At 70.6% G+C, this 24,103-nt stretch carries 20 protein-coding genes; 11 read left to right on the top strand and 9 right to left on the bottom strand.

Features of this window, described 5'->3' with window-relative positions; all coding sequences use genetic code 11:
* Window positions 1-52: 52 nt before the first annotated feature.
* The 3 genes from ACFVDM_RS23380 to ACFVDM_RS23390 all read right to left on the bottom strand — a co-directional run bounded on the left by ACFVDM_RS23380 (window position 53) and on the right by ACFVDM_RS23390 (window position 6,263).
* The gene (locus tag ACFVDM_RS23380; RefSeq protein WP_383643274.1) at window positions 53-5,077 is read right to left on the bottom strand and encodes a tetratricopeptide repeat protein; all 5,025 of its coding nucleotides are present in this window, start codon (window positions 5,075-5,077) and stop codon (window positions 53-55) included.
* A gap of 167 nt (window positions 5,078-5,244) precedes the next feature.
* Window positions 5,245-5,439, bottom strand: a complete 195-nt coding sequence (locus ACFVDM_RS23385) for a DUF397 domain-containing protein (RefSeq protein ID WP_383643276.1) — start codon at window positions 5,437-5,439, stop codon at window positions 5,245-5,247.
* Window positions 5,436-6,263 carry a Scr1 family TA system antitoxin-like transcriptional regulator gene (locus ACFVDM_RS23390; RefSeq protein WP_383643280.1) on the bottom strand — a complete coding sequence of 276 codons (828 nt, stop codon included), beginning with the start codon at window positions 6,261-6,263 and terminating at the stop codon, window positions 5,436-5,438. The genes ACFVDM_RS23385 and ACFVDM_RS23390 overlap by 4 nt, the downstream gene beginning before the upstream one ends.
* Window positions 6,264-6,440: 177 nt before the next feature.
* Between ACFVDM_RS23390 and ACFVDM_RS23395 the strand changes: the two genes are divergently transcribed.
* On the top strand, window positions 6,441-6,761 hold the full coding sequence (locus ACFVDM_RS23395) for a hypothetical protein (RefSeq protein ID WP_383643283.1): 321 nt from the start codon (window positions 6,441-6,443) through the stop codon (window positions 6,759-6,761).
* Between the two features lie 19 nt (window positions 6,762-6,780).
* On the opposite strand, the gene ACFVDM_RS23400 is transcribed toward ACFVDM_RS23395, so the two are convergent.
* Both ACFVDM_RS23400 and nadA read right to left on the bottom strand, forming a co-directional pair.
* A complete protein-coding gene (locus ACFVDM_RS23400) occupies window positions 6,781-8,184 on the bottom strand; it encodes an esterase/lipase family protein (protein WP_383643286.1) in 1,404 nt (467 codons plus the stop codon).
* Window positions 8,185-8,306: 122 nt separating this feature from the next.
* A complete protein-coding gene (nadA, locus tag ACFVDM_RS23405) occupies window positions 8,307-9,503 on the bottom strand; it encodes a quinolinate synthase NadA (RefSeq protein WP_383643289.1) in 1,197 nt (398 codons plus the stop codon).
* Window positions 9,504-9,727: 224 nt separating this feature from the next.
* Between nadA and ACFVDM_RS23410 the strand changes: the two genes are divergently transcribed.
* Window positions 9,728-10,084, top strand: a complete 357-nt coding sequence (locus ACFVDM_RS23410) for an iron-sulfur cluster assembly accessory protein (protein ID WP_014045490.1) — start codon at window positions 9,728-9,730, stop codon at window positions 10,082-10,084.
* A 78-nt stretch (window positions 10,085-10,162) separates the two neighbouring features.
* On the opposite strand, the gene ACFVDM_RS23415 is transcribed toward ACFVDM_RS23410, so the two are convergent.
* Window positions 10,163-11,629, bottom strand: a complete 1,467-nt coding sequence (locus tag ACFVDM_RS23415; protein WP_383643293.1) for a hypothetical protein — start codon at window positions 11,627-11,629, stop codon at window positions 10,163-10,165.
* Between the two features lie 142 nt (window positions 11,630-11,771).
* Window positions 11,772-11,972 (bottom strand): hypothetical protein, encoded by a 201-nt coding sequence (locus ACFVDM_RS23420; RefSeq protein ID WP_383643296.1) that lies wholly within the window; start codon window positions 11,970-11,972, stop codon window positions 11,772-11,774.
* A 157-nt stretch (window positions 11,973-12,129) separates the two neighbouring features.
* Here ACFVDM_RS23420 and ACFVDM_RS23425 point away from each other — a divergent pair, with 157 nt between their 5' ends.
* Complete coding sequence (locus ACFVDM_RS23425; RefSeq protein WP_383643299.1) at window positions 12,130-13,104, top strand: carbohydrate kinase family protein; 975 nt, start codon at window positions 12,130-12,132, stop codon at window positions 13,102-13,104.
* Window positions 13,105-13,146: 42 nt separating this feature from the next.
* Here ACFVDM_RS23425 and ACFVDM_RS23430 read toward each other — a convergent pair whose 3' ends face one another.
* Window positions 13,147-14,562, bottom strand: a complete 1,416-nt coding sequence (locus tag ACFVDM_RS23430) for a cysteine desulfurase/sulfurtransferase TusA family protein (RefSeq protein ID WP_383643302.1) — start codon at window positions 14,560-14,562, stop codon at window positions 13,147-13,149.
* 271 nt (window positions 14,563-14,833) lie between these two features.
* Here ACFVDM_RS23430 and coxB point away from each other — a divergent pair, with 271 nt between their 5' ends.
* The 4 genes from coxB to ACFVDM_RS23450 all read left to right on the top strand — a co-directional run bounded on the left by coxB (window position 14,834) and on the right by ACFVDM_RS23450 (window position 19,289).
* Window positions 14,834-15,796 carry a cytochrome c oxidase subunit II gene (gene coxB / locus ACFVDM_RS23435; protein ID WP_383643305.1) on the top strand — a complete coding sequence of 321 codons (963 nt, stop codon included), beginning with the start codon at window positions 14,834-14,836 and terminating at the stop codon, window positions 15,794-15,796.
* On the top strand, window positions 15,793-17,529 hold the full coding sequence (ctaD, locus tag ACFVDM_RS23440; protein WP_383643308.1) for a cytochrome c oxidase subunit I: 1,737 nt from the start codon (window positions 15,793-15,795) through the stop codon (window positions 17,527-17,529). The genes coxB and ctaD overlap by 4 nt, the downstream gene beginning before the upstream one ends.
* Window positions 17,526-17,924 carry a cytochrome c oxidase subunit 4 gene (locus ACFVDM_RS23445; protein WP_383643311.1) on the top strand — a complete coding sequence of 133 codons (399 nt, stop codon included), beginning with the start codon at window positions 17,526-17,528 and terminating at the stop codon, window positions 17,922-17,924. The genes ctaD and ACFVDM_RS23445 overlap by 4 nt, the downstream gene beginning before the upstream one ends.
* Window positions 17,925-18,032: 108 nt before the next feature.
* Window positions 18,033-19,289, top strand: coding sequence for an Ig-like domain-containing protein (locus ACFVDM_RS23450; RefSeq protein ID WP_383643314.1), 1,257 nt, complete (start codon window positions 18,033-18,035; stop codon window positions 19,287-19,289).
* A 48-nt stretch (window positions 19,290-19,337) separates the two neighbouring features.
* On the opposite strand, the gene ACFVDM_RS23455 is transcribed toward ACFVDM_RS23450, so the two are convergent.
* Window positions 19,338-19,739, bottom strand: a complete 402-nt coding sequence (locus ACFVDM_RS23455; protein ID WP_383643317.1) for a hypothetical protein — start codon at window positions 19,737-19,739, stop codon at window positions 19,338-19,340.
* 196 nt (window positions 19,740-19,935) lie between these two features.
* Here ACFVDM_RS23455 and ACFVDM_RS23460 point away from each other — a divergent pair, with 196 nt between their 5' ends.
* Genes ACFVDM_RS23460 through ACFVDM_RS23475 form a run of 4 tightly spaced genes read left to right on the top strand, consistent with a single transcriptional unit; the run spans window position 19,936 to window position 24,093 of the window.
* Window positions 19,936-20,556, top strand: coding sequence for a heme-copper oxidase subunit III (locus ACFVDM_RS23460; RefSeq protein ID WP_383643320.1), 621 nt, complete (start codon window positions 19,936-19,938; stop codon window positions 20,554-20,556).
* A gap of 56 nt (window positions 20,557-20,612) precedes the next feature.
* The gene (locus ACFVDM_RS23465) at window positions 20,613-21,422 is read left to right on the top strand and encodes a c-type cytochrome (RefSeq protein ID WP_383643323.1); all 810 of its coding nucleotides are present in this window, start codon (window positions 20,613-20,615) and stop codon (window positions 21,420-21,422) included.
* A complete protein-coding gene (locus ACFVDM_RS23470; protein ID WP_383643326.1) occupies window positions 21,419-22,471 on the top strand; it encodes a Rieske 2Fe-2S domain-containing protein in 1,053 nt (350 codons plus the stop codon). Before ACFVDM_RS23465 ends, ACFVDM_RS23470 begins: the two co-directional genes overlap by 4 nt.
* Window positions 22,468-24,093, top strand: coding sequence for a cytochrome bc complex cytochrome b subunit (locus tag ACFVDM_RS23475; RefSeq protein WP_383643329.1), 1,626 nt, complete (start codon window positions 22,468-22,470; stop codon window positions 24,091-24,093). Before ACFVDM_RS23470 ends, ACFVDM_RS23475 begins: the two co-directional genes overlap by 4 nt.
* The last annotated feature ends 10 nt before the right edge of the window (window positions 24,094-24,103 follow it).

Raw genomic sequence — 24,103 nt, forward strand, 5'->3', positions numbered from 1 at the left:
GGCCCGGACCGCACGACATCGTGCGGTCCGGGCCCCTTCGTATGTTCCGGTCTCAGACCGCCCCGCTGAGCGCCTGGACCATACGGAGCCACAGCTCCCCGTGCGGCTGCGCGTGCCGGACGCTGAGGGCGGCGATCTCCCGCAGCAGCCGCACCCGGATCTCCTCCCGGGCACGGGGGATCAGCGTGGTCAGCTCGTCCGGTTCGACGCCCTCCACCGCACCGGCCAGCACCATGCCCGCCTGCGCATGGGTGAGGGAGGACAGCTTGTCGTCGAAGACCTGCCCCTCGATGGCCGCCGCGTGCATCAGTGCGGTGCCGTCCCCGGCGGCCATCGACCGCTCCACATAGGCGTGAAGGGCGTCGCGGTCCTCCACGAGGCGATAGGCGGCGTCCAGCCCCTCCGCGCGGCCGATGTCGAGCAGCGCGACATGCGAGAGCGGAGTGTCCGGGGACGGCCGGACCTGGAGGAGACGCGGATGGTCCTGGAGATACGCCCGCGACTCGGCCCAGGATCCGCACCCCACCCACGCGGCCAGCTGCTCCGACAGGATCAGCGGATCGTAGGCGGCGGTCACACCGTGGGCGAGCACCAGCTCGCGGAGCGCGGTGTGCCGGCGCGCGGTCACGGGGTCCAGGAGCGCCAGCTCGTCGAGCGCCGTCGCGGCCTCCTCGCCGCCGAGCGCGTCGGCGTGCCGGGACCACAGATCGCGCGACGCGGGCCAGTCGGGCGCGAACATCCAGGTGCCGACCAGCTCCAGCGTCCCGGCCGACAGGGACAGCCAGTCGGGCGCCGGCCCCGAGGTCTCCGCCTCCCACACGGCCCGTACTGCCTGCGGGTCGCCATGCGCGCGCAGCGCCCGCCGGGCCCGTACGGTCACCCGGTCCGGGCCGTCGTCGGGCCCGGCGTCCCGCGTCAGGAACGACACGAGCGCGCGTACGCCCTCCGCGGGGCGGGGCTCGGGGCAGTCCAGCAGGAGGGCGCCCCGCTCGACGGTGAGGAGCCGCAGGGTCGCGGGGTCGGTGGCGGCGAAGTCCGCCGCGCACGCGTCGTACGCCTCGACCGCCGAGGCGTGGTCACCGGTGCGGGTGAGCGCGCGGGCCAGGTCGCCGAGCGTGCGCGCCAGATCGTCCGCGAAGGCGCGCGGATTCTCCAGGGCCAGGGCGCGGTAGGCGGTGACGGCTTCCCGCGCCGTGCTCACGGCCCCTTCGGGATCCTCGTTGATCCCCCGCAGCCTGCCGAGGTTGCGCAGGGCGAGCGCCAGATCGGGAAGGTGGGCGCCGGTGTGCTCCGCCACGAGCCGGTGCCAGAGGACGACGCCTTCCCGGGCCGCCGTCAGGGCTTCCTCCGGACTGCCGGTGTCGGCGAGGTTCTGGGCCAGGGTGCCGAGGGCCCCCGCGAACGAGGAGCGCAGAACGGGTGCGTCGGGGGCGAGTTCACGCAGCAGCGTCACGGCCTCCGTCGCGGCGGCCAGCCCTTCGCCGGATTCGCCGGCCCGGTTCAGATGGGCGGCGAGGTTGGCGAGGGCCGTGGCCAGCTCCGCCCGGAAGACGGCGGGCCGCCGCACGGCGAGTTCCCGGCGGAGGGCGACGGCTTCCCGTCCCGCGGCGAGCGCCCCGGAGAGATCGCCCAGGTTCGCGCGGTGGTTGCCGACGTTGTTGAGGGTCACCGCGTAGTCCGGGAGGAACGCCTCGCGGTCCTCGTCGGCGAGGCGCCCGTAGAGCGCGGCGGCCTCCTCGGCGTGGGGGAGGGCCTCCGCGAGCTCGCCGTCGGCGGCCAGGTGCGTGGCGAGGTTGTTGAGCATCCCCGCCAGTCCGGGGAGCGAGGCCGCCGGCCGGCTGCGGACCAGATCGCGCTGGAGCTGGAGGGCCTGGCGGGCGAACAGTACGGCCGTGGTGCGGTCCCCGGCGGCCGCGGTCTTGTTGGCCAGGGACGTCAGGGACCGGGCGAGATCGGGCTGGAAGACGTCCGGGTGGTCGTTGGCGAGCCGGGCGAAGGTGCGTGCGGCCTCACGGGCCGGGGAGAGCGCGCCCTCGTGGTCTCCGGTGGCGGAGAGCCGGTCCGCCAGATTGTGCAGGGACACGGCCAGGTCCTGCTGGAAGGCGGCCGGATGGCGTGCGACGAGGTCCCGGCAGATCTCCACGGCCTCCCGCGCGGGCGCCAGGGACCCCGCGAGATCGCCCACGTCCTCCCGGTGTTCGGAGAGATTGGCCAGGGAACCGGCCAGTTCGGCCCGCAGCGCGGCGGGATGGCGCTCGGCCACCTTCCGGTTGGCCCGGACCGCCGCCTCCGCGTGCGGCAGGGCGTCCGCGTGCCGCCCGACGGACTTCAGGGCGTAGGCCAGATTGGTCAGGGAGGCGGCGAGCGGCCCCAGGAACTCGTCCGGGCGCGCGGCGGCGAGTTCGGTGGTGATCCTCACCGACTCCTGCGCGGGGGCGACGGCGGCCCGGCGCTCCCCGACGGCCGACAGGCTCACCACCAGGTTGTTCAGCGAGGCGGCGAGGCGCGGACGGTAGGCCGCCGGGTCCTTCTCGGACAGCTCCCGGAAGACGTCGGCGGCGTCCCGGGTGAGCGTGAGAGCCCCTTCGCGGTCCCCGGTCTCGTGGAGCCGCCGGCCGAGCGTGGCGAGGGCCAGAGCGAGATCGCCCCCGGTCGCGTCGCCCCCCGCCTCGGTGACGCCGCGCTGGAGCGCGACCGCCTCCCGGGCCGGAACCAGCGCCCCCTCGCGGTCCCCGATGTCGGCGTACCGGTTGGCGACGTTGATGAGCGAGCGGACCAGCGCCGGCGTCCGGCGTCCGGCGGCGGGCCCCTCCAGGTCCGCCAGGAGCCGGGCGGACTCCCGCGCCGCGTCCAGCGCCCCGTCCAGGTCGCCCTCCGTCCCGAGCCGTTCGGAGAAGCTGTGCAACGCGTGGGCCAGCGGCGGCACCGCGACCGGGCCGAGCCGCTCCGCCAGCCCCCGCAGCAGCCCGATCCCCGCCTCGCCCGCCCGCACCGCGTGCGGGGACAGCGCCCGGACCACGTAGGGGTCCGCCGCCGCCCAGCCGCCCTCCGGGACCCGCCGTTCCGCGTGCGCGACGAGCGCGGCGGCGACCACCTCCGCGGCGTCGGCGCCGCGCGGCCCCGGACGGGCGGCGAGATGGGAGACGAACTCCCGGTGGTACAGGCGGTACACCGCCTGCCCGTCCTCCGCGTCCTCGACGATGGAGCGCCCGTACGCGGAGAGCACCCAGTCCACATCGGACTCGTCGTACGGCACGTCCCGGCCGCCGAGCGCCCCGGCGACCTCCTCCCAGACACCGCCGGCGGGCATGCCGCGCCCCGCCGTCCAGGCCAGCGCGGTCAGCAGATCCCGGGCGGCGGAGGGGAGTTCACGGCCGTCGGCCCGGACCCGGACCGGACCCGCCCGCAGATCGTCCTCGAACGCGGAGCCGATGGACTCCGGCAGACCGGCCCGCCACCGCTCCTCCCCGGCGAGCCGCCCCTGCGCCAGCAGCGAGCCCGCCACCAGCCGGGCGAACAGGAACCCGCCGCCCACGGCCGAGGCGCGCGCGGCCACCGCGTCGCCCGCCTCCCGCGCCCGCTCCTCCGGGACACCGGCCGCCGCGCACCGGCGGAAGACGTACGCGGCGATGTCCTCCTGCGTACGCGGCTCCTGCTCCAGGTCTGCGGTGATGACGCCCGCCCCGATCAGCCGGGCCAACGCGTCCGGCAGCGTCTCGTCCGGATGCCCGCCGTCCGCCACCCGCCCCCGGAACGCCCGTTCCCGCGAGCCGAGCAGTACGGGCACGGCCCGGCTCAGCGGGAACACCAACTCCTCGATCATGGAACGCAGATGCTCGGCGGGCACCTCGTCCAGCCCGTCGAGCACCAGCACCGGACGCCGGTCCAGCTCGCGCAGCTCACCCCGGAAGTCGTCCGTGTTGCGGGGCTCGGGCAGCCCGAGCCGCGCCGCCAGTTCCGACGCCGCCTGGAGCGGACTCAGACCCCGCAGATGTACGGCGGCGAGGGGCCGCCCCGCACCCGGGTCGGGATCGCCCGCGCGCAGCCCGCCGTGCGTCTCGGTCTCCGCGCGCCGCACGGGGTCGGCGAGCGTCGCGATCCGGCCCAGCACCGCCGATTTGCCGCATCCCGCCGGACCGGTCACCAGGAAGAGCCCGGCCTCGTCGGTCTCCAGCCAGGCGGTGATCCGGCCCAGCACCTGCTTCCGCCCCGTGAAGAACCAGCCCTCCTCCCGGAACCCGACCCCCCGCGCCGCGAGTACCAGATGCTCCACCAGCCTGGCCGGCGCCCCCGGTACATGGCGCGGATTCGGGAAGACCGGCCGCCCGGTCCCCAGCGCGGCCGGAACCGGCGTCTGCCCCTCGCCGCTCCACCGCTCCCCGAGCGCCGCCAGCACATCCGGACCGCTCACCCACGCGTTGTGCGCGCTCCACGCCGAGCGGTACTCCCGGGTGACCGGGCCCTCCCGCAGCACCTCGGCCAGCGCCTCCAGCAGCGGCCCGCCGCCGTCCGACGTCTCACCCCGCCGGCAACTCGCCATGATCCCGAACCACTGCACCCGCCCCGGCGGCGCGGACGTGGTCTCCCAGCGCCGCAGCGCCTTCTCCACCCCGCGCCCCACGGCATCCCCCGCATGGCAGGCATCGACGATCACCAGAATCTGATCCGCCCCCGACGCCACCGCCTCGTTCACCAGCGTCTCGGCCGATACCCCGTGCCTCAGGGCGCGCGCGTCCCGGACCACCTGCTCGACATCGAGATCCAAGTCGCACAGCGCCAGCCGGAGTTCGTCGTCCACGAGCACCCCGTGCCCCGACCAGACGATGATCGCGGGCTTCCCCGCACCGGACGCGCTCCAGGCGGTGAGGTCCCGGTCGAAGGCCGTCCAGGAAGGGTTGCCGCCCCCCGCCATGCGGGTCGCGATCCCCAGCGTCTCAAGGCGGTTGACGATCCCCTCCATCTGGGCCGTCGCGCCGGTCAGCCGGGGAAAGGTCCGCTCGTCGGCGTACGTCTCACACACCACGCACAACGCGGTCCCCACGGCCTCGCCGCCCACTGCATCCGCCTCATCCGCCATCGGGCGCTCCGCCTTCCCGTACACACGCCGTCGAAATGGACAGCAGCGTATGCACGGATCGGACGCCGGGGTGCCGGTCCGGACAAACTCGACTCTTTCCGGTCCCCGGGTGATAAGGAAACGGCCTGTCCCCCACCCGCGTGTGGGACAGGCCGTTGCGCCGCGCGCTACTTCAGCGACGAGACGAACTCGCTCCAGGCGGCCGCCTCGATGACGAGAGCCGGACCGGTCGGGTTCTTGCTGTCGCGTACGGGGACGAGGCCGGGGAAGCCGTCGGCGACCTCGACGCACTCGCCACCGTTGGAGTTGCTGTAACTGCTGCTGCGCCAGCGGGCGTTACTCAGCTCGGGGGTGCGGTTCATGGTCGGTACTCCTCCATCACGGTCCGGATCAGATCGGCCGACTCGGCCAAGGTGAGGGAGTTGGCACGTAGCACCTCGTACTGCCACCGCCACTTCTTCACCGCAGCCGGATCCTCGTAGAGGTGACCGGCCTGAATGCCTTCCTCGTACGCCACCGAAGTGCCGTCGGGCAGGGTCAGCAGAGTCAGCGCGCCCCCCAGCAGCGAGTGGAGTCCCGCACTGAACGGCATCACCTGAACTTTACTGTCCGGAGCATCCACCTGCTCCAACAGGGAAGCCAGTTGGTGGTGCATGCAGGACCGGCTGCCCATCTGCCGCCGGAGTACGCCTTCGTCGATGACCGCCCACCGTAAGGGCGGGTTCTCCGAATGCTGCCGCTCCTGCCGCGACATACGCGCGGCAACACGTTCCTCCACCTGCTCGGCGTCCAGGTCCGTCTGGCAGCGAAGGAACGTGCGCGCGTACTCCTCGGTCTGAAGCAGACCGGGAAGGGCCTGCGCGCCGTACTGCTCTATCCGGTCGGCCCGTGCCTCGAAGTCCATGTACCGCTGGTACTGGTCGGGATGGATCTCCCGCTTCGCCAGCTCGTACAGCCCGTGGAAGTGCCGGTCCGTTCCGAAGGCGACGTCGAGCGCTCCCGGGATGTCCGGCGGCGGCATCAGCTCCGCCGTCTCGATCCGGGCGAGGGTGCTCTTGCTGGAGTTCAGGATGTCGGCCAGCTGGACGAGGGAGAGCTTGGCGCGCTCGCGGTGGCGGCGCTGCTCGGAGCCGAAGTAGTGGCGGGCGGAGAGGTAGGGCGTGAGCGGCTGGGGCCTGAACGTCATGGAGCGGGCCTTCCGTATGTCCCGTGCTGAACGTCGGGACGGGGCGGTCCTGTTGGAAGGGTCCGCCGCAGCGCGACGATTGCGGCACACACCGTAACCAGGCGGTGTGACCGGAGGCCAGAGCGCTTCCCGAACGAAGGCAGGGGCGACATGATGTTCGACGCGGAGGGTCGGCCGATGAGGCTGCTCCCCTGGACCGGCGAGAGCGGGAATCCGTGCTACCTGAGCACGGACAACCCGGACAGCCGGATGTCGCGGCTGGCCGACGAGGTGGAGACGGACCTGCTCGACTCGGCCGAGTACGTGCTGACGGAGGCCCGGACGCTGCTCGCGGAAGCGGGGGTGGGGACACGCGAGTTGAGGTTCGCCGGGGTCTGGCTCGCGGAGTCCTTGCAGACCGCCCTGAGGATCGCGGAGAGCCGGGGACACCGTCTGGCCCCCGCCCTCACGGCGCCGGAGGGCGAAATGACCACGGCGGAGGCGAACGACTGCCGATGAAGACGGGGACGCGTCGCCGTCACCCCCGTTCCAGTACCAGCACCAGAGCCGTCATCACCACATGGGACGGAACTCGCGCCCCGATCCGCACCCGGTGCCCGCCCGGCGGAAGTCCCTTGATCCGGCAGGTGTACAGCCCACCGCCCCGATTGGTCATCGTCCGCATCGGACCGCCCTCCATCCCCGCGAACACGGCGATCCGGTCATGGCCCGCCGTGCCCGGGGGAACCGTGGCCCGGATCTCGTACGCGTCCCCCTCGACCAGCAGCTCCGGCGCGTCCACACAGAGAGGCACCTCGCCGTCGCCCGGCCCCCGGTGGACGGGCGGCTCGGGGGACAGCCACGCGTCGAGGCCCTGGCGGACGGCGTTGTTGTTCTGGAGGGAGCCGTGCTTCTCCCACGTGGTGTACGCGTGCCGGCCCGCGCCCACCGCCCGGCTGGAGAGGTCGGGCACCCGCCCGTCGCCGCCCTCGTCCGCCCCGTCGATGGTGAGCAGGGCGCGCAGACCGTCGCCGTCCGTCTCGGCGGTCGTCGGCGTCGGCTGGCGCGCCCCGCCGACGGGGACGTACTCCACGCCGTACCGCGCGCCCGCGTCCGACTCCCGCAACTCCGCGTGGAACCGGGCGGCGGCCGACAGCAGCGCCTCGTCCACCCCGGGCAGCCCGGTGACCTCACGCGCGTACCGCAACGGCGCACCCCCGGCCGTCGCCAGGCAGGCGTAGTCCGGCGTGAGCTGGTGCAGCGACGGGAGGCTCCGGGCGAACGGCGTGAGGTCGAGGCCGACCGGGCCGATCCCGTACCGCATCCCATTGACCAGATACATCAGCGCGTCCAACGACCCCCGGTACGGCGTCCCCAGCGTGACCACCCGGCGCGTGACCTCCGCGCCCCCGCACTGCTCGACGTAGCTGCGGGTGACGAGGCCGCCCATGGAGTGGCAGAGGAGGACCGCCTTCGCGTCCCGCCGGTCGGCGCGGGACGCCCGCCAACGGCCCAGCTCCTCGTCCACCCGCTCGGCCAGCCGTTCCGCGTTGTAGCGGCAGGAGAGCCGCCAGTCGTACGCGAAGCCGACCAGGTTGGCCGGGACGTCGGCCGCCTCGCCCGGCAGGCGGCGCCGGAGGGTGAAGTTCCGCTCCAGCCAGTCCAGCAGACCGCTGTAGCCGTCCACCGGGTTCCACACCCCGGGCAGGGCGTGCACGTCGGACATGAGGCCGGTGGGGCGTACGCCGTCACCGGGGTGCTCGTCGCCCAGACCGGCCGGGAGCGTCAGGCCCTTGACCGAGTTCCCGAGGGTGCGGATGCCCCGCAGCAGGGCCTTCCCGGAGGCCGCCCAGACCTCGTGCCCGTCCGCGTCCGCGAGCGTGCTGCCGAGGATTCCCGGCACGACGACCACCAGATCGTCGACCCCGCCTCGTCGCGCCATATGCCTGTCCCCCGTATCCACACCAACCGCCGAATGAGGACAGCAGCGTAGATACGGGGGACGGGGTTCCGGGCCGGTCCGGACAAAATCGGCCGCGTCCGGACCTTCCGCACCAGAAACGCCTACGGCAGCGCCAGCATCCGCTCCAGCGCCAGCTTCGCGTACTTCTCCGTCTCGGGGTCGACCTCGATCCGGTTGACCAGGTTCCCCTCGGCCAGGGACTCCAGGGTCCACACCAGGTGCGGCAGGTCGATGCGGTTCATCGTCGAGCAGAAGCAGACCGTCTTGTCGAGGAAGACGATCTCCTTGCCCTCGGGGGCGAAACGGTTCGCCAGGCGGCGGACCAGGTTCAGCTCCGTGCCGATGGCCCACTTCGAACCGGCCGGGGCGGCCTCCAGGGCCTTGATGATGTACTCCGTCGAACCGACGTAGTCCGCGGCGGCGACGACCTCGTGCTTGCACTCGGGGTGCACCAGGACGTTGACGCCGGGTATGCGGGCGCGGACGTCGTTGACGGACTCGACCGAGAAGCGGCCGTGCACCGAGCAGTGGCCGCGCCACAGGATCATCTTCGCGTTCCGCAGCTCCTCGGCGGTGAGACCGCCGTTCGGCTTGTGCGGGTTGTAGAGGACGCAGTCCTCCAGGGACATGCCCATGTCCCGCACGGCGGTGTTGCGGCCCAGGTGCTGGTCCGGCAGGAAGAGCACCTTCTCGCCCTGCTCGAAGGCCCACTCCAGGGCGCGCTTCGCGTTGGACGAGGTGCAGATCGTGCCGCCGTGCCGACCGGTGAAGGCCTTGATGTCGGCGGAGGAGTTCATGTACGAGACGGGGACGACCTGCTCGGCGACCCCCGCCTCGGTCAGCACGTCCCAGCACTCCGCGACCTGCTCGGCGGTGGCCATGTCGGCCATCGAGCAGCCGGCGGCCAGGTCCGGCAGCACGACCTTCTGCTCGTCGGAGGTGAGGATGTCCGCGGACTCGGCCATGAAGTGCACACCGCAGAAGACGATGTACTCCGCCTCCGGGCGCGCCGCCGCGTCCCGGGCGAGCTTGAACGAGTCGCCGGTCACGTCGGCGAACTGGATGACCTCGTCGCGCTGGTAGTGGTGCCCGAGGACGAAGACCTTCTCGCCCAGCTTCTCCTTGGCCGCGCGGGCGCGCTCCACCAGGTCCGGGTCGGACGGGGAGGGCAGGTCGCCGGGGCATTCGACACCGCGCTCGCTCCTGGGGTCGGCGTCGCGGCCGAGCAGGAGCAGGGCGAGGGGCGTCGGCTGGACATCGAGATCCTGGACGGGGTGGGCCGTGGTCACGTCACGCACCCTTTCTTCTCTGCGGGAGGAGCTTTTCGTCTAATTGACGCTATCTATCATATCCGCTTCACGTCAGTTTGACGATGCCGATAGCGTCGATGTGACGCATCCGCCTGGCGGGGCGGTGTGCGAGCATGAAGGGAACAGGCGAACGGCCCGGCGGGGAATGAATCAGCGGCCCCGACGGTTGCACCGTCGACAAGCAGTCTCCGTACAACCCGGGAGAGAAGCAGATGTCCGTATCGGACGAGACCACCACCGTGAGCGACGGCATCCTCCTGTCCGACGCCGCCGCAGCCAAGGTCAAGGCCCTGCTGGAGCAGGAAGGCCGCGACGACCTCGCGCTGCGCGTCGCCGTTCAGCCCGGAGGCTGCTCGGGCCTGCGCTACCAGCTCTTCTTCGACGAGCGTTCGCTCGACGGTGACGTCGTCAAGGACTTCGGCGGCGTCAAGGTCGTCACCGACCGGATGAGCGCCCCCTACCTGGGCGGCGCCTCCGTCGACTTCGTCGACACCATCGAGAAGCAGGGCTTCACGATCGACAACCCGAACGCGACGGGTTCCTGCGCCTGCGGCGACTCCTTCAGCTGAGCCGCCGAAAGGCCCCGCACATTCGGAGGCGGCCCCGGGATCAAAGTCCCGGGGCCGCCTCCGTATGTGCGGAGGGGGTCAGGCGCGCGGCACCCGGTGGCCCGACGAGGTGTCGGTGACCGTGCGGTCGCCGAGCGGCCGGTCCAGCGTCACCGTGCGCGTCAGCTGCTTGGCGATCATGATGCAGGCCTTCCCCGGATCGCCCTTCTTCTCCGTCACGGTGACCCGCACCGTCGCGTCGTCCTCGCTCGCGCTCGCCGTGTAGGTGCTGCACGCACCGCCCCAGAACGTCACCGAGAGCGTCCGCCCGTCGGTGCCGTAGGACAGGATCACCGGCCCGGACGTGGTGCCCGTGGAGTCGCCGGGCGGCTGCGTCGCGGGGGCGTCCTTCTTCAGGAACGCCGGGTCCACCGCGACCTGCGCCACCGTCTCGCCCCGGCCGCCCGCGCCCGCCCGTGCGGTGAAGAGCCACGACGGTACGAGGATCTGCTTGCCGTCCACGTACTGCGCGGCCAGTCCGAAGACCGCCTTGTCGACGGTCACCGTCCGCAGCGGCGGCTCCGCCCCGGTCGTCTTCCCGCAGCGGTAGTGGGGCGCCATCTCTCCCTCCCCGGCCGGCGGCGGGTCGATGCAGCCGCCGATGTTCCCGCCGCTCCTCGGCTGCGCGGCGTTCAGCTCCTTCAGCGCCGCGTCCGCGCCGATCACCGGATACTCGGCACCCTTCTCCAGCCCCTTCAGCTGCCCGCTCCCGCCGGTCACCTCACCGTCGGAGCCGATCTGGAGACCGGTGGCCCAGCCGTACGTGGGCAGCCCGCCGACCACCGGGTCGGCGTTCACCACCCGGACCGGGCCCATCAGCTGCCGTGCGTCGAGGGCGGCACCGTCCTGGCCGACCGCCTTGAGGACCGGCGTGGCGGCGGCCCGCGCCTCCTTCTCGCTCACCGGGGAGCCCGAACCGCCGTCGGGTGCCACCGGCTTGTCCGAACAGACCGTCGTGCTCGTGCAGTTGTCCGTGCCTCCGGTGCCGTACCGGGCGAACGTCCAGGTGCCCGGGGCCTCCTTGGCCACCCGCAGCACCGGACCCGAACCGTCCCCGGTGGAGCCCACCGTCCAGGTGGTGCCCTCCGTCCTCGGCGTACCGGACACGCCCAGCGCCTGCGCCAGCCGGCTCACCTCCGCCGCCGTGACCGCTCCGGCCGGCCGCTGGACGGCGGCCCGGTCCGGGCCCTTCGGCAGGGTGCCGGACGCGCGGTAGACCACCCGGCCGCCGTTCGGGTCGGGTTCGCCGGGGGCGATGCCCTCCGGCGGGGCCGAGGGGCGCGGCTCGGGCGTCGCCGGGCCCGCCGCCGGACCGTCCAGGGCCAGCGTCGGGGGAGCGGCGCCCGCCGCGCCCGACGAGGGCGTGCTCTTCCCCTCGCTCGCCTCGGCCGCGACCAGATACGCGCCGCCCCCGGCCAGGAGGACGGCAGCCGCCACCGAGGCCACGGCGAGCGGCCGCCGCCGCCGGGGTCCCGTCACATCGTTGTCGGGTCGCTCGGTGCTCACCGGATCGCTCCTTCGCCGTATCGCCGTCATACGCCGCCGTGCGGCGTATCGTCCGGCCCATGGGGTTGCGGACACCTGTGGGACGGGGCGGGCGCGCGGCCGGTTCCCTCCGGGGGCGGCCGGGGTGCGAAGGCGGGCCGGGTCAGTCCCCGTACTCGGACATCGCGTCGATCAGCCGGGCGGAGGCGGGCGGCACCGTCACCCCGTGGATCAGGGCGGGCGGCACCGGGGCGGCGGCGGTGCGCGCGGGCGCCACCCAGTGCGGGGCCATCCGCGCGCAGTCCCCGCGCAGCTCGGCCAGACCGGATTCGGACGTCTCGTGCGGGGCGATGTGGTTCGACATATCCGCACCGTAGGCATCACCACACTCGGGAGGAAAGCCCTACTATCGGGTAGTTTCTCCCGTTCGCCCGACTGCCCGAGCGGGTAGCGTGAACTGTCACGCCGCCCCGGGGGACGCCGACGTCGTTCCCCTCGACCTCCGCAGGAGCAGTCTCCCCGTGCGTATCGCAGTCACCGGCTCCATCGCCACCGACCACCTCATGACCTTCCCGGGCCGCTTCGCCGACCAGCTGGTGGCCGACCAGCTGCACACGGTCTCGCTCTCCTTCCTCGTCGACAACCTGGACGTACGCAGGGGAGGAGTCGCCGCCAACATCAGCTTCGGCATGGGACTCCTCGGCACCCGCCCGATCCTCGTCGGTGCCGCCGGCTCCGACTTCGACGAGTACCGCGCCTGGCTCGACCGGCACGGCGTCGACACCGGCTCCGTACGCATCTCCGAGGTGCTGCACACCGCCCGCTTCGTCTGCACCACCGACGCCGACCACAACCAGATCGGCTCCTTCTACACGGGCGCCATGAGCGAGGCCCGGCTCATCGAGCTCAAGGCCGTCGCCGACCGGGTGGGCGGACTCGACCTCGTCTCCATCGGCGCCGACGACCCGGAGGGCATGCTCCGCCACACCGAGGAGTGCCGTACGCGCGGCATCCCGTTCGCCGCGGACTTCTCGCAGCAGATCGCCCGCATGGACGGGGACGAGATCCGCATCCTCCTCGACGGCGCCACCTACCTCTTCTCCAACGAGTACGAGAAGGGGCTCATCGAGTCGAAGACCGGCTGGACCGACGAGGAGATCCTGTCCAGGGTCGGCCACCGGGTCACCACCCTCGGCGCCCAGGGCGTGCGCATCGAGCGCGCCGGCGAGGAGCCGATCGTCGTCGGCTGCCCCGAGGAGAACGTCAAGGCCGACCCGACCGGCGTCGGCGACGCCTTCCGCGCCGGATTCCTCTCCGGGCTCGCCTGGGGCGTCGGCCTGGAGCGCGCCGCCCAGGTCGGCTGCATGCTCGCCACCCTCGTCATCGAGACGGTCGGCACCCAGGAGTACACCCTGCACCGCACCCACTTCATGGACCGCTTCACCAAGGCGTACGGCCACGAGGCCGCCGCCGAGGTCCGCGCGCACCTCGCGTAGGACGGTCCGACGGCCGGGACCCGCCCGAGCGGCGGGCCCCGGTCAGACCAGCCGACGGACCGTGTAGGCCGAGCCCCGTTCCGCCGGCTCCTCTCCCACGTACTCCTGCTCCCGCATCGCGCACCAGGCCGGAATGTCCAGGCGCGCCGCCTCGTCGTCGGCGAGCACCGTCACCGTCCCGCCCACCGGTACCTCCCCGATCACCTTTGCGAGTTCGATCACCGGGACCGGGCAGCGCCGTCCGAGCGCGTCGACCACCAGGGAGTCCGCCGGGGAGTCCGCCCGGGGCCCCGCCGGGGCGGGGGAGGGGGGCGCCGCGGGCACTCCGGTGGTCGCGCCCAGCTTCTCCCGTACGCCCGCCACCACCGGCGGCAGCACGGCGAGGAAGCGGTCCACGTCCTCCCGCGTGGTGCCCGCGGGCAGTGACACCCGCACATTGCCCTCCGAGAGCACCCCCATCGCCCTGAGCACATGGCTCGGCGTCAGCGTGCTGCTCGTACAGGACGAACCGGAGGAAACGGAGAATCCGGAGCGGTCCAGCTCCTGCAGCAGTGTCTCCCCGTCGACATAGAGACAGGAGAAGGTGACGAGATGCGGCAGCCGCCGCACCGGATCGCCGACCACCTCCACGTCCGGGACCAGCTCCGGCACCCGCGCCCGGATCAGGTCGACCAGGGCCCGCAGCCGGGCCGCCTCGCCGGCCGCCTCCGCCCGCACCGCGCGCAGGGAGGCCGCGGCGGCCACGATCGCCGGCAGGTTCTCGAAACCGGACGCCCGCCCCGACTCCCGTTCGTCGGCGGGTCCCTGCGGCGCGAACCGCACGCCCTTGCGGACCGCCAGCAGCCCCGTCCCGGCCGGGCCGCCCCACTTGTGCGCGCTCGCCGTCAGCAGCGACCAGCCCTCCGCCACCGGCTCCCAGCCCAGCGACTGCGCCGCGTCCACCAGCAGCGGCACCCCCGCCTCGCGGCAGGCCGCGACGGCCTCGGCCACCGGCTGCTCGGTGCCGACCTCGTGATTGGCTGACTGGAGACACGCCAGCGCGGTGTCGGGCCGCAGCGCCCGCGCGAACACCGAGGCGTCCACCGCGCCCGAGCGCTCCACCGGCACCTCCGTGACCGATCCGCCCCCGTCCTCATGGGCGGCGGCCGAATGGAGCACCGACGAGTGTTCGACCGCCGACACCACCAGATGGCGGCCGACACGCCGACGGCCCGCGAGCGCGCCGGAAATTCCGGAGTGCACCGCCCGGGTCCCCGACGAGGTGAAGACCAGCTCGTCCGGACGGCAGCCGACGGCCTCGGCCGCGGCCTCCCGGGCCGCGTCCAGCAGGAGCCGGGCCCGCCGCCCCTCCCGGTACAGCCGGGCCGGATCGGCCCAGCCCTCGTCCAGGGCGGCAAGCAGCGCCTGGCGGGCGACGGGGTGGAGGGGAGCGGCGGACGCGGCGTCGAAGTAGGGCACCCGGCCACGCTAGCCCGGCACCGGCCGGAGCCCGGGACCGGCCGCCCCCGGGGGCGGGAGAGAGGGCGTCAGATGACGGCCGGAGCGCCGGATTCCACCCCTTCGGGGAGTCGGGCGGCGCGTTGGGCACCCTCCCCGCGCGACCCCAAATAGCGTCCAGTAGGGTTTGGTCCGCATAAACATCCAAACCCCTGCCCGCAACAGGGCCGGCGACCGACCAGCGAGACCGGCCGCGCCGACCGTGCGGGCGAGACTCTCGGGAAGGCGCTACGTGAGTCCCAACGGCTCCGACCGCTCGTCGCGGCGCCCGATGCGGCGGAAGCTGCCGCAGGTGCTGACTGCGGGCCTGATCCTTGCGACCGCAACCGGTTGCACATACAAGGACTTCCCCCGCCTTGGTATGCCTACGCCGGTAACGGAAGAGGCACCACGGATCCTCTCCCTCTGGCAGGGCTCGTGGGCGGCAGCGCTCGCCACGGGCGTGCTGGTCTGGGGTCTGATCCTGTGGAGCGTCATCTTCCACCGGCGCAGCCGCACCAAGGTGGAGGTACCTCCGCAGACCCGGTACAACATGCCCATCGAGGCGCTGTACACCGTGGTCCCCCTGATCATCGTCTCGGTGTTGTTCTACTTCACCGCGCGCGACGAATCGAAGCTCCTCGAACTCTCCCCGAAGCCGGCCCACACCATCAACGTGGTCGGCTACCAGTGGAGCTGGGGCTTCAACTACATCGAGAACGTGGACGGCTCCGCCGCCACGGGCAACGAAGTTCCCAAGGAGCTCGACGCCATCCCGGACCGGTTCCGCGAGGACTTCCCCAAGAACGCGGACGGCGTCTACGACGTCGGCGTCCCGGGAACCCGGAACCCCCAGAACGGCAACCCGGGTCCGACCCTGTGGCTGCCCAAGGGTGAGAAGGTCCGCTTCATCCTGACTTCGCGCGACGTCATCCACTCCTTCTGGGTGGTGCCGTTCCTCATGAAGCAGGACGTCATCCCGGGCCACACCAACGCCTTCGAGGTCACTCCGAACCAGGAGGGCACCTTCATGGGCAAGTGCGCCGAGCTCTGCGGCGTCGACCACTCCCGGATGCTCTTCAACGTCAAGGTCGTCTCCCCGGAGCGCTACCAGGCGCACCTCAAGGAGCTGGCGAAGAAGGGCCAGACGGGCTACGTGCCGGCCGGTATCGAGCAGACTGACCCGGCCAGGAATGCGGAGACCAACAAACTGTGAGCATCCTCAACGAACCTCAGGGTGCCGCGGCAGCAGACGACTCCTACGAGGACGAGCTGCCGGTCCGGCGGAAGCAGCCGGGCAACGTCGTCGTCAAGTGGCTGACCACCACTGACCACAAGACGATCGGCACGATGTACCTGGTCACGTCGTTCGCGTTCTTCTGCATCGGCGGACTCATGGCGCTCTTCATGCGCGCCGAGCTGGCCCGTCCCGGCACGCAGATCATGTCGAACGAGCAGTTCAACCAGGCGTTCACGATGCACGGCACGATCATGCTGCTGATGTTCGCGACGCCGCTGTTCGCCGGATTCGCGAACTGGATCATGCCGCTGCAGATCGGCGCGCCCGACGTGGCGTTCCCGCGGCTGAACATGTTCGCGTACTGGCTGTACCTCTTCGGCTCGCTGCTCGCGGTGGCCGGCTTCCTCACCCCGCAGGGTGCGGCCGACTTCGGCTGGTTCGCCTACTCCCCGCTGTCGGACGCCGTCCGCTCGCCGGGTGTCGGCGCCGACATGTGGATCATGGGTCTGGCCTTCTCCGGCTTCGGCACGATCCTCGGTTCGGTCAACTTCATCACCACGATCATCTGCATGCGCGCTCCCGGCATGACGATGTTCCGCATGCCGATCTTCGTCTGGAACGTCCTGCTGACCGGTGTGCTGGTCCTGCTGGCCTTCCCGGTGCTGGCCGCCGCGCTCTTCGCGCTGGAAGTGGACCGTAAATTCGGTGCGCATATCTTCGACGCGTCCAACGGCGGGGCATTGCTCTGGCAACACCTCTTCTGGTTCTTCGGGCATCCAGAGGTGTACATCATCGCGCTGCCATTCTTCGGAATCATTTCCGAAGTCATCCCGGTCTTCAGCCGGAAGCCGATGTTCGGTTACATCGGTCTGGTCGCCGCGACGATTTCCATCGCCGGTCTGTCCGTGACCGTGTGGGCCCACCACATGTACGTCACCGGCGGTGTGCTCCTGCCGTTCTTCTCCTTCATGACGTTCCTCATCGCGGTACCCACCGGGGTGAAGTTCTTCAACTGGATCGGAACGATGTGGAAGGGATCGTTGTCCTTCGAGACACCGATGCTCTGGGCCATCGGCTTCCTGATCACCTTCACCTTCGGTGGTCTGACCGGTGTCATCCTGGCCTCGCCGCCGATGGACTTCCACGTCTCGGACTCGTACTTCGTGGTCGCGCACTTCCACTACGTCGTCTTCGGCACCGTGGTGTTCGCGATGTTCTCCGGATTCCACTTCTGGTGGCCGAAGTTCACCGGCAAGATGCTCGACGAGCGGCTCGGCAAGATCACCTTCTGGACGCTGTTCATCGGCTTCCACGGCACGTTCCTCGTCCAGCACTGGCTGGGTGCCGAGGGCATGCCGCGCCGTTACGCGGACTACCTGGCCGCCGACGGATTCACCGCGCTGAACACGATCTCGACGATCTCCTCGTTCCTGCTCGGCCTGTCGATCCTGCCGTTCTTCTACAACGTCTGGAAGACCGCCAAGTACGGCAAGAAGATCGAGGTCGACGACCCGTGGGGCTACGGCCGTTCGCTGGAGTGGGCGACCTCCTGCCCGCCGCCGCGGCACAACTTCCTCACGCTGCCCCGGATCCGTTCCGAATCCCCGGCCTTCGACCTCCACCACCCGGAGATCGCGGCGCTCGAACAGCTTGAGCACCACTCCGCGGACGACAAGGCCCTCGCCGGCGGCAAGGAGGCGGGCAAGTGAAGATCCAGGGCAAGATGTTCCTCGGTCTGGCGCTGTTCATCCTCATCATGGCCATCACCTACGGGGTGTGGTCGAAGGAGCCCGTCGGCACCACCGCGCTCGTCCTCGGCTTCGGCCTGAGCCTCATGATCGGCTTCTACCTGGCCTTCACGGCCAAGCGGGTCGACGACATGGCGCAGGACAACAAGGAAGCCGATGTGGCGGACGAGGCCGGCGAGGTGGGGTTCTTCTCCCCGCACAGCTGGCAGCCGCTCTCGCTCGCGGTCGGCGGCCTGCTCGCCTTCATGGGCGTGGTCTTCGGCTGGTGGCTGCTCTACTTCTCGGCCCCGATCATCCTGATCGGTCTCTTCGGCTGGGTCTTCGAGTACTACCACGGTGAGAACCGCACCCAGTAGCACACCGGTCCACCCTTTCGGGGGGCCCGCGCTCCGACACGGAGTGCGGGCCCCCCGTTTGCAGTCACCCCGCGCGCTGAAACGGATGAATCTTCTTAGCGTGGGTGCATGAACCACACGCCGCGCATCCGCCCCGTAGTGAGCTGCACTCTGCTGGTCGTGACCCTGATCGCCGGGGCGACGGCCTGCGGGGACTCCGACGGCCACCCGCTCTCGGCACAGCCGTTCGACGCGGCGGACGAGATCGCCTCCAGCATTCCCGACGGGGGCGAGAAGATCGATCCCGACAAGCCGCTGGAAGTCACCGTCGACGGTGACGACGGCCGGATCACCGATGTGACGGCGGTGGACGGCGAGGGCCGCCACCTGGCGGGCGAACTCGACGCGGAGGGCCACCGCTGGCGCTCCACCGCCCCGCTCGCCGCCGGCACCCGCTACACCGTCAAGGTGGGCATGGAGGACGACGACGGCGCCCCCGGCAGCCGTACGCTCTCCTTCGAGACCGCCGCGGCCAAGAAGCTGCTGCAGGTCACCTTCGGCCCGCAGGCGGGCACCTACGGCGTCGGACAGCCCGTCACCGCCCAGCTCAGCGCCCCGGTCGCCGACCGGGCCTCCCGGGCCACCGTGGAACGCGCCCTGAAGGTGCGCTCCACCCCCGCGGTGACCGGCTCCTGGTACTGGGTCGACGACAAGACGCTGCACTACCGCCCGAAGGACTACTGGCCCGCCAAGGCCACCATCGAGGTCAGCAGCGCCCTGACGGGCATCAAGGTGACCAACGCGCTGTACGGGGCGCCCACCAAGGCCCTCAAGCTCAGGACCGGCGACCGCATCGAGGCCATCACGGACGCCTCGGCGCACTCCATGACGGTCCTGCGCAACGGCGAAGTGATCAACACCATTCCGGTCACCACCGGCAAGCCGGGCTTCTCCACCCGCAACGGCGTCAAGGTCGTGCTGGGCAAGGAGTACTACGTACGTATGCGCGGGGAGTCCATCGGCATCTCCGCCGACTCCGCCGACGCCTACGACCTCGACGTCTACTACGCCACCCGGGTCACCTGGAGCGGCGAGTACGTGCACGCGGCGCCCTGGTCCACGGGATCACAGGGGTACGCCAACGTCAGCCACGGCTGCACCGGCATGAGCACCAGCGAGGCCGAGTGGTTCTTCAACACCGTGCGCGAGGGCGACATCGTCAAGGTCGTCGGCAGCGAGGGCGAGACCATGACGCCCTTCGACAACGGCTACGGCGACTGGAACCTGTCCTGGGCCAAGTGGCAGAAGGGCAGCGCCCTCACCAACAGCACCACGCCGGACCGCGTCGACACGGTCCGGGCGGCGCGGCTGCGCCCCCAGGTCTGACGCCCGGGGGTGCGCCGCCCCTCGCGGCAGCCGCGCCGCGCCGGGGCCTCAGGCCCCCACGGAGAGCCGGGCGCGCAGCTGGGCGGCCAGTGCGTCGGCGAACTCGACCGGCTCCACCGGCAGGGTCACCGCGCCGTCCGCGCGGCTCCAGGTGGCCAGCCAGGCGTCCTGCGGACGGCCGATGAGGAGCAGGACCGGCGGGCAGCGGAAGATCTCGTCCTTGATCTGCCGGCAGACGCCCATACCGCCCGCCGGAGCCGTCTCGCCGTCCAGCACGCAGACGTCCACGCCGCCGTGGTCCAGGGCGTCCAGGACGGCGGGCAGGGTGGCGCACTCCAGGAACTCCACCTCGGGCAGGTCCGCGGCGGGCCTGCGTCCGGCCGCCAGCCTCACCTGCTCACGGGTGTGCGCGTTGTCGCTGTAGACCAGGACCGTGGCGGTCGGCTGCATTGTTCCTCCGTGACGTCTGTGTCTTCGGGGCGCTCTGGGCGTGCCGGGCATGAACCGATGCGCGGATCGTACTCCGCCCGACAGCCTGTCAGCACCGCTCCGGAGCACGGATCCCTGGGCCGTTCGGGGAGGACACACCCCCCTGACACACCGAACGGCACCCCCCGGAGTGAGGGCGGGATAAGCGACCGACATAATGTCGGTCGTGGCGACAGCAACGACAGTAGAAACCGGGCACGCGCACCCGTCGGTCAATCGACCGAACCTCACCAGCGTCGGAACCATCATCTGGTTGAGTTCCGAGCTGATGTTCTTCGCGGCCCTCTTCGCGATGTACTTCACCCTGCGATCGGTGACCGGACCGGAGCACTGGAAGGAAATGGCGTCCGCCCTGAACTTCCCGTTCTCGGCGACCAACACCACGATCCTGGTGCTCTCCTCACTCACCTGCCAGCTCGGCGTCTTCGCCGCGGAGCGGGGCGACGTGAAGAAGCTCCGCACGTGGTTCGTGATCACGTTCGTGATGGGTGCGATCTTCATCGGAGGCCAGGTCTTCGAGTACACGGAGCTGGTGAAGAAGGACGGCCTCTCGCTGTCCTCGGATCCGTACGGCTCGGTGTTCTACCTGACCACCGGCTTCCACGGGCTGCACGTGACAGGCGGGCTCATCGCCTTCCTGTTCGTCCTGGGCAGGACGTACGCAGCCAAGAGGTTCACCCACGAGCAGGCGACCGCAGCCATCGTCGTGTCCTATTACTGGCACTTCGTCGATGTCGTGTGGATCGGCCTGTTCGCCACGATCTACATGATCAAGTAACCGGGCCCGCACCCGACCCATCATCGACGCAGAAGATCCTGACACCGGGGTAATCCGTGAAAAAGCTCTCCGCACGACGACGCCATCCGTTGGCGGCGGTCGTCGTACTACTCCTCGCGCTGGCGGCTACTGGGGGGCTGTACGCCGCGTTTGCGCCCGCGAGTAAGGCGCAGGCCGACGAAACCGCCCAGTCCCTCGCCATCGACGAGGGCAAGAAGCTGTACTCCGTCGGTTGCGCCAGCTGCCACGGAACCGGTGGTCAGGGCACCACCGACGGGCCGAGCCTGGTCGGCGTGGGCTCCGCCGCCGTGGACTTCCAGGTCGGCACGGGCCGTATGCCGGCGCAGCAGCCCGGCGCGCAGGTGCCGAAGAAGAAGGTCATCTACTCGCAGGCCGAGATCGACCAGCTGGCGGCGTACGTCGCGTCGCTCGGCGCCGGTCCGATCGTCCCGACCAAGAGCCAGGTCGACCCCTCGGGCGCCGACGTCGCCAAGGGTGGCGAGCTGTTCCGCACCAACTGCGCGCAGTGCCACAACTTCACCGGTGCGGGTGGTGCCCTGACGAAGGGCAAGTCCGCGCCCAACCTGGAGGGCGTGAGCCCCAAGCACCTCTACGAGGCCATGCAGACCGGCCCGCAGAGCATGCCGTCCTTCCCCGACTCGACGATGCCCGAGCAGCAGAAGAAGGACATCATCGCGTACGTCCAGACCGTCAACAGCTCCGAGTCGGAGAGCCCCGGCGGGCTGTCGCTCGGCGGCCTCGGTCCGGTCAGCGAGGGCCTCTTCGCCTGGATCTTCGGGCTCGGCGCACTGATCGCCGTCGCCGTCTGGGTCGCGGCCCACACCGCTAAGGCCAAGAAGTCATGAGTAGCCAAGAGATTCCAGAAGAGAACCTGCCCGCAGAGCAGGACGCCGCGCACGGCGCGGTCGAGGGTGCCGGCGACCCGTTCGCCGACCCGGGGCTGCCGGCCCACAGGCCGCGCATCCAGGACATCGACGAGCGGGCCGCCAAGCGGTCGGAGCGCGCGGTCGCGTTCCTCTTCCTGCTGTCGATGCTGGCGACGGTCGGCTTCATCGCCTCCTACGTCATCTTCCCGGTCGACAAGATCGTCTACATCTTCCCGTTCGGTCATGTGAGCGCGCTGAACTTCTCCCTGGGTCTGACCCTGGGCGTGGCGCTCTTCGCGATCGGCGCGGGCGCCGTCCACTGGGCGCGCACCCTGATGTCGGACGTGGAGGTCGCCGACGACCGGCACGCGATCTCGGCCGAGCCCGAGGTCAAGGCGAAGGTGCTCGCCGACTTCGCGGCCGGTGCCGAGGAGTCCGCGTTCGGCCGGCGCAAGCTGATCCGGAACACGATGTTCGGTGCGCTGGCCCTGGTGCCGCTCGCCGGTGTGGTGCTGCTGCGCGACCTCGGTCCGCTGCCGGAGAAGAAGCTCCGCTCGACCCTGTGGGCCAAGGGCAAGCAGCTCATCAACATGAACACGATGGAGCCGCTGCGTCCCGAGGACGTCGCCGTCGGTTCGCTCACCTTCGCCATGCCCGAGGGGCTGAAGGAGGACGACCACGACTTCCAGACGCAGATCGCCAAAGCCGCGCTGATGATCATCCGCATCGAGCCGGACAACATCAAGGACAAGCGCGAGCGCGCGTGGGCCCACGAGGGCATCGTGGCCTTCTCGAAGATCTGCACCCACGTCGGCTGCCCGATCAGCCTGTACGAGCAGCAGACGCACCACGTGCTCTGCCCGTGCCACCAGTCCACCTTCGACCTCTCCGACGGCGCCCGCGTCATCTTCGGTCCGGCCGGTCACGCCCTTCCGCAGCTGCGGATCGGTGTGAACAGCGAGGGCAACCTCGAAGCCCTCGGTGACTTCGAAGAGCCCGTCGGTCCTGCATTCTGGGAGCGCGGATGAGTACTGCGACCGATACGAAGCGCAAGGCGCCCGCCGGTGAGCGGGTGGCCGACTGGGCGGACGGCCGGCTCGGGATCTACTCCCTGGCCAAGGCCAACATGCGCAAGATCTTCCCGGACCACTGGTCCTTCATGCTCGGTGAGGTCTGCCTCTACAGCTTCATCATCATCATCCTCACGGGTGTGTATCTGACGCTGTTCTTCCACCCGAGCATGAACGAGGTCGTGTACCACGGCCCGTACGAGCCCATGCAGGGCATCCAGATGTCCGAGGCCTACGCCTCGACGCTGGACATCAGCTTCGACGTCCGCGGTGGTCTCCTGGTCCGCCAGATCCACCACTGGGCCGCGCTGATCTTCCTGGCCGGCATGTTCGTGCACATGATGCGCGTGTTCTTCACGGGTGCGTTCCGCAAGCCCCGTGAGATCAACTGGCTGTTCGGCTTCCTGCTGTTCGCGCTGGGCATGTTCACCGGGTTCACCGGCTACTCGCTCCCGGACGACCTGCTCTCGGGCACGGGTGTCCGCTTCACCCAGGGCGCGATCCTGTCGGTGCCGATCGTCGGCACCTACATCTCGATGTTCCTGTTCGGCGGGGAGTTCCCGGGCGGCGACTTCGTCGCGCGGTTCTACTCGATCCACATCCTGCTGCTGCCGGGCATCATGCTCGGGCTGCTGGTGGGCCACCTGATCCTGGTCTTCTACCACAAGCACACGCAGTTCGCGGGTCCCGGCCGGACCAACAAGAACGTCGTCGGCATGCCGCTGCTGCCGGTGTACATGGCGAAGGCCGGAGGCTTCTTCTTCCTGGTCTTCGGTGTCATCGCCATCATCGCGGGCATCGCCACGATCAACCCGATCTGGGCCATCGGCCCGTACCGCCCGGACCAGGTGTCCACCGGCGCCCAGCCCGACTGGTACATGGGCTTCGCCGAGGGTCTGATCCGAGTGATGCCGGGCTGGGAGATCAACCTGTGGGGTCACACGCTCGTCCTGGGCGTGTTCATCCCGCTGACCCTCTTCGGTCTGATCCTCGGCGCGATCGCGGTCTACCCGTTCATCGAGTCCTGGGTCACCGGGGACAAGCGCGAGCACCACATCCTGGACCGCCCGCGCAACGCCCCGACCCGTACGGCCTTCGGTGTCGCCTGGATCACGCTGTACTTCATCGGTCTCGTGGGCGGCGGCAACGACCTCTGGGCGACGCACTTCCACCTGTCGCTCAACGCGATCTCCTGGTTCGTCCGGATCTTCTTCTTCGTCGGACCGGTCCTCGCGTTCGTCGTCACCAAGCGGATCTGCCTCGGCCTCCAGCGCCGGGACAAGGAGAAGGTGCTGCACGGGCGCGAGTCCGGGCTCATCAAGCGCCTGCCGCACGGTGAGTTCGTCGAGGTCCACGAGCCGCTCTCGCCGGCCCAACTGCACACGCTCACCGCGCACGAGCAGTACAAGCCGGTCGAGATCGGCCCCCTGGTCGACGAGAACGGTGTCGCGCGCAAGGTGTCCGCGGTGCAGAAGCTGCGGGCCAAGCTCAGCAAGGGCTACTACGGCGAGAACAACCAGATCGCCAAGCCCACCGCCGAGGAGTACAAGGAGATCACCAGCGGCCACGGCCACCACTGATCACCTGACC

This window comes from Streptomyces sp. NPDC057682, from assembly GCF_042799575.1.
Classification (GTDB): domain Bacteria; phylum Actinomycetota; class Actinomycetes; order Streptomycetales; family Streptomycetaceae; genus Streptomyces.

Bases quoted from the DNA above. Each gene is read 5' to 3' on its own strand.
- ACFVDM_RS23380 (WP_383643274.1), bottom strand. From the start codon at position 5,077: ATGGCGGATGAGGCGGATGCAGTGGGCGGCGAGGCCGTGGGGACCGCG.
- ACFVDM_RS23385 (WP_383643276.1), bottom strand. From the start codon at position 5,439: ATGAACCGCACCCCCGAGCTGAGTAACGCCCGCTGGCGCAGCAGCAGT.
- ACFVDM_RS23390 (WP_383643280.1), bottom strand. From the start codon at position 6,263: ATGACGTTCAGGCCCCAGCCGCTCACGCCCTACCTCTCCGCCCGCCAC.
- ACFVDM_RS23395 (WP_383643283.1), top strand. From the start codon at position 6,441: ATGAGGCTGCTCCCCTGGACCGGCGAGAGCGGGAATCCGTGCTACCTG.
- ACFVDM_RS23400 (WP_383643286.1), bottom strand. From the start codon at position 8,184: ATGGCGCGACGAGGCGGGGTCGACGATCTGGTGGTCGTCGTGCCGGGA.
- ACFVDM_RS23410 (WP_014045490.1), top strand. From the start codon at position 9,728: ATGTCCGTATCGGACGAGACCACCACCGTGAGCGACGGCATCCTCCTG.
- ACFVDM_RS23420 (WP_383643296.1), bottom strand. From the start codon at position 11,972: ATGTCGAACCACATCGCCCCGCACGAGACGTCCGAATCCGGTCTGGCC.
- ACFVDM_RS23450 (WP_383643314.1), top strand. From the start codon at position 18,033: ATGAACCACACGCCGCGCATCCGCCCCGTAGTGAGCTGCACTCTGCTG.
- ACFVDM_RS23455 (WP_383643317.1), bottom strand. From the start codon at position 19,739: ATGCAGCCGACCGCCACGGTCCTGGTCTACAGCGACAACGCGCACACC.
- ACFVDM_RS23460 (WP_383643320.1), top strand. From the start codon at position 19,936: ATGTCGGTCGTGGCGACAGCAACGACAGTAGAAACCGGGCACGCGCAC.
- ACFVDM_RS23470 (WP_383643326.1), top strand. From the start codon at position 21,419: ATGAGTAGCCAAGAGATTCCAGAAGAGAACCTGCCCGCAGAGCAGGAC.
- ACFVDM_RS23475 (WP_383643329.1), top strand. From the start codon at position 22,468: ATGAGTACTGCGACCGATACGAAGCGCAAGGCGCCCGCCGGTGAGCGG.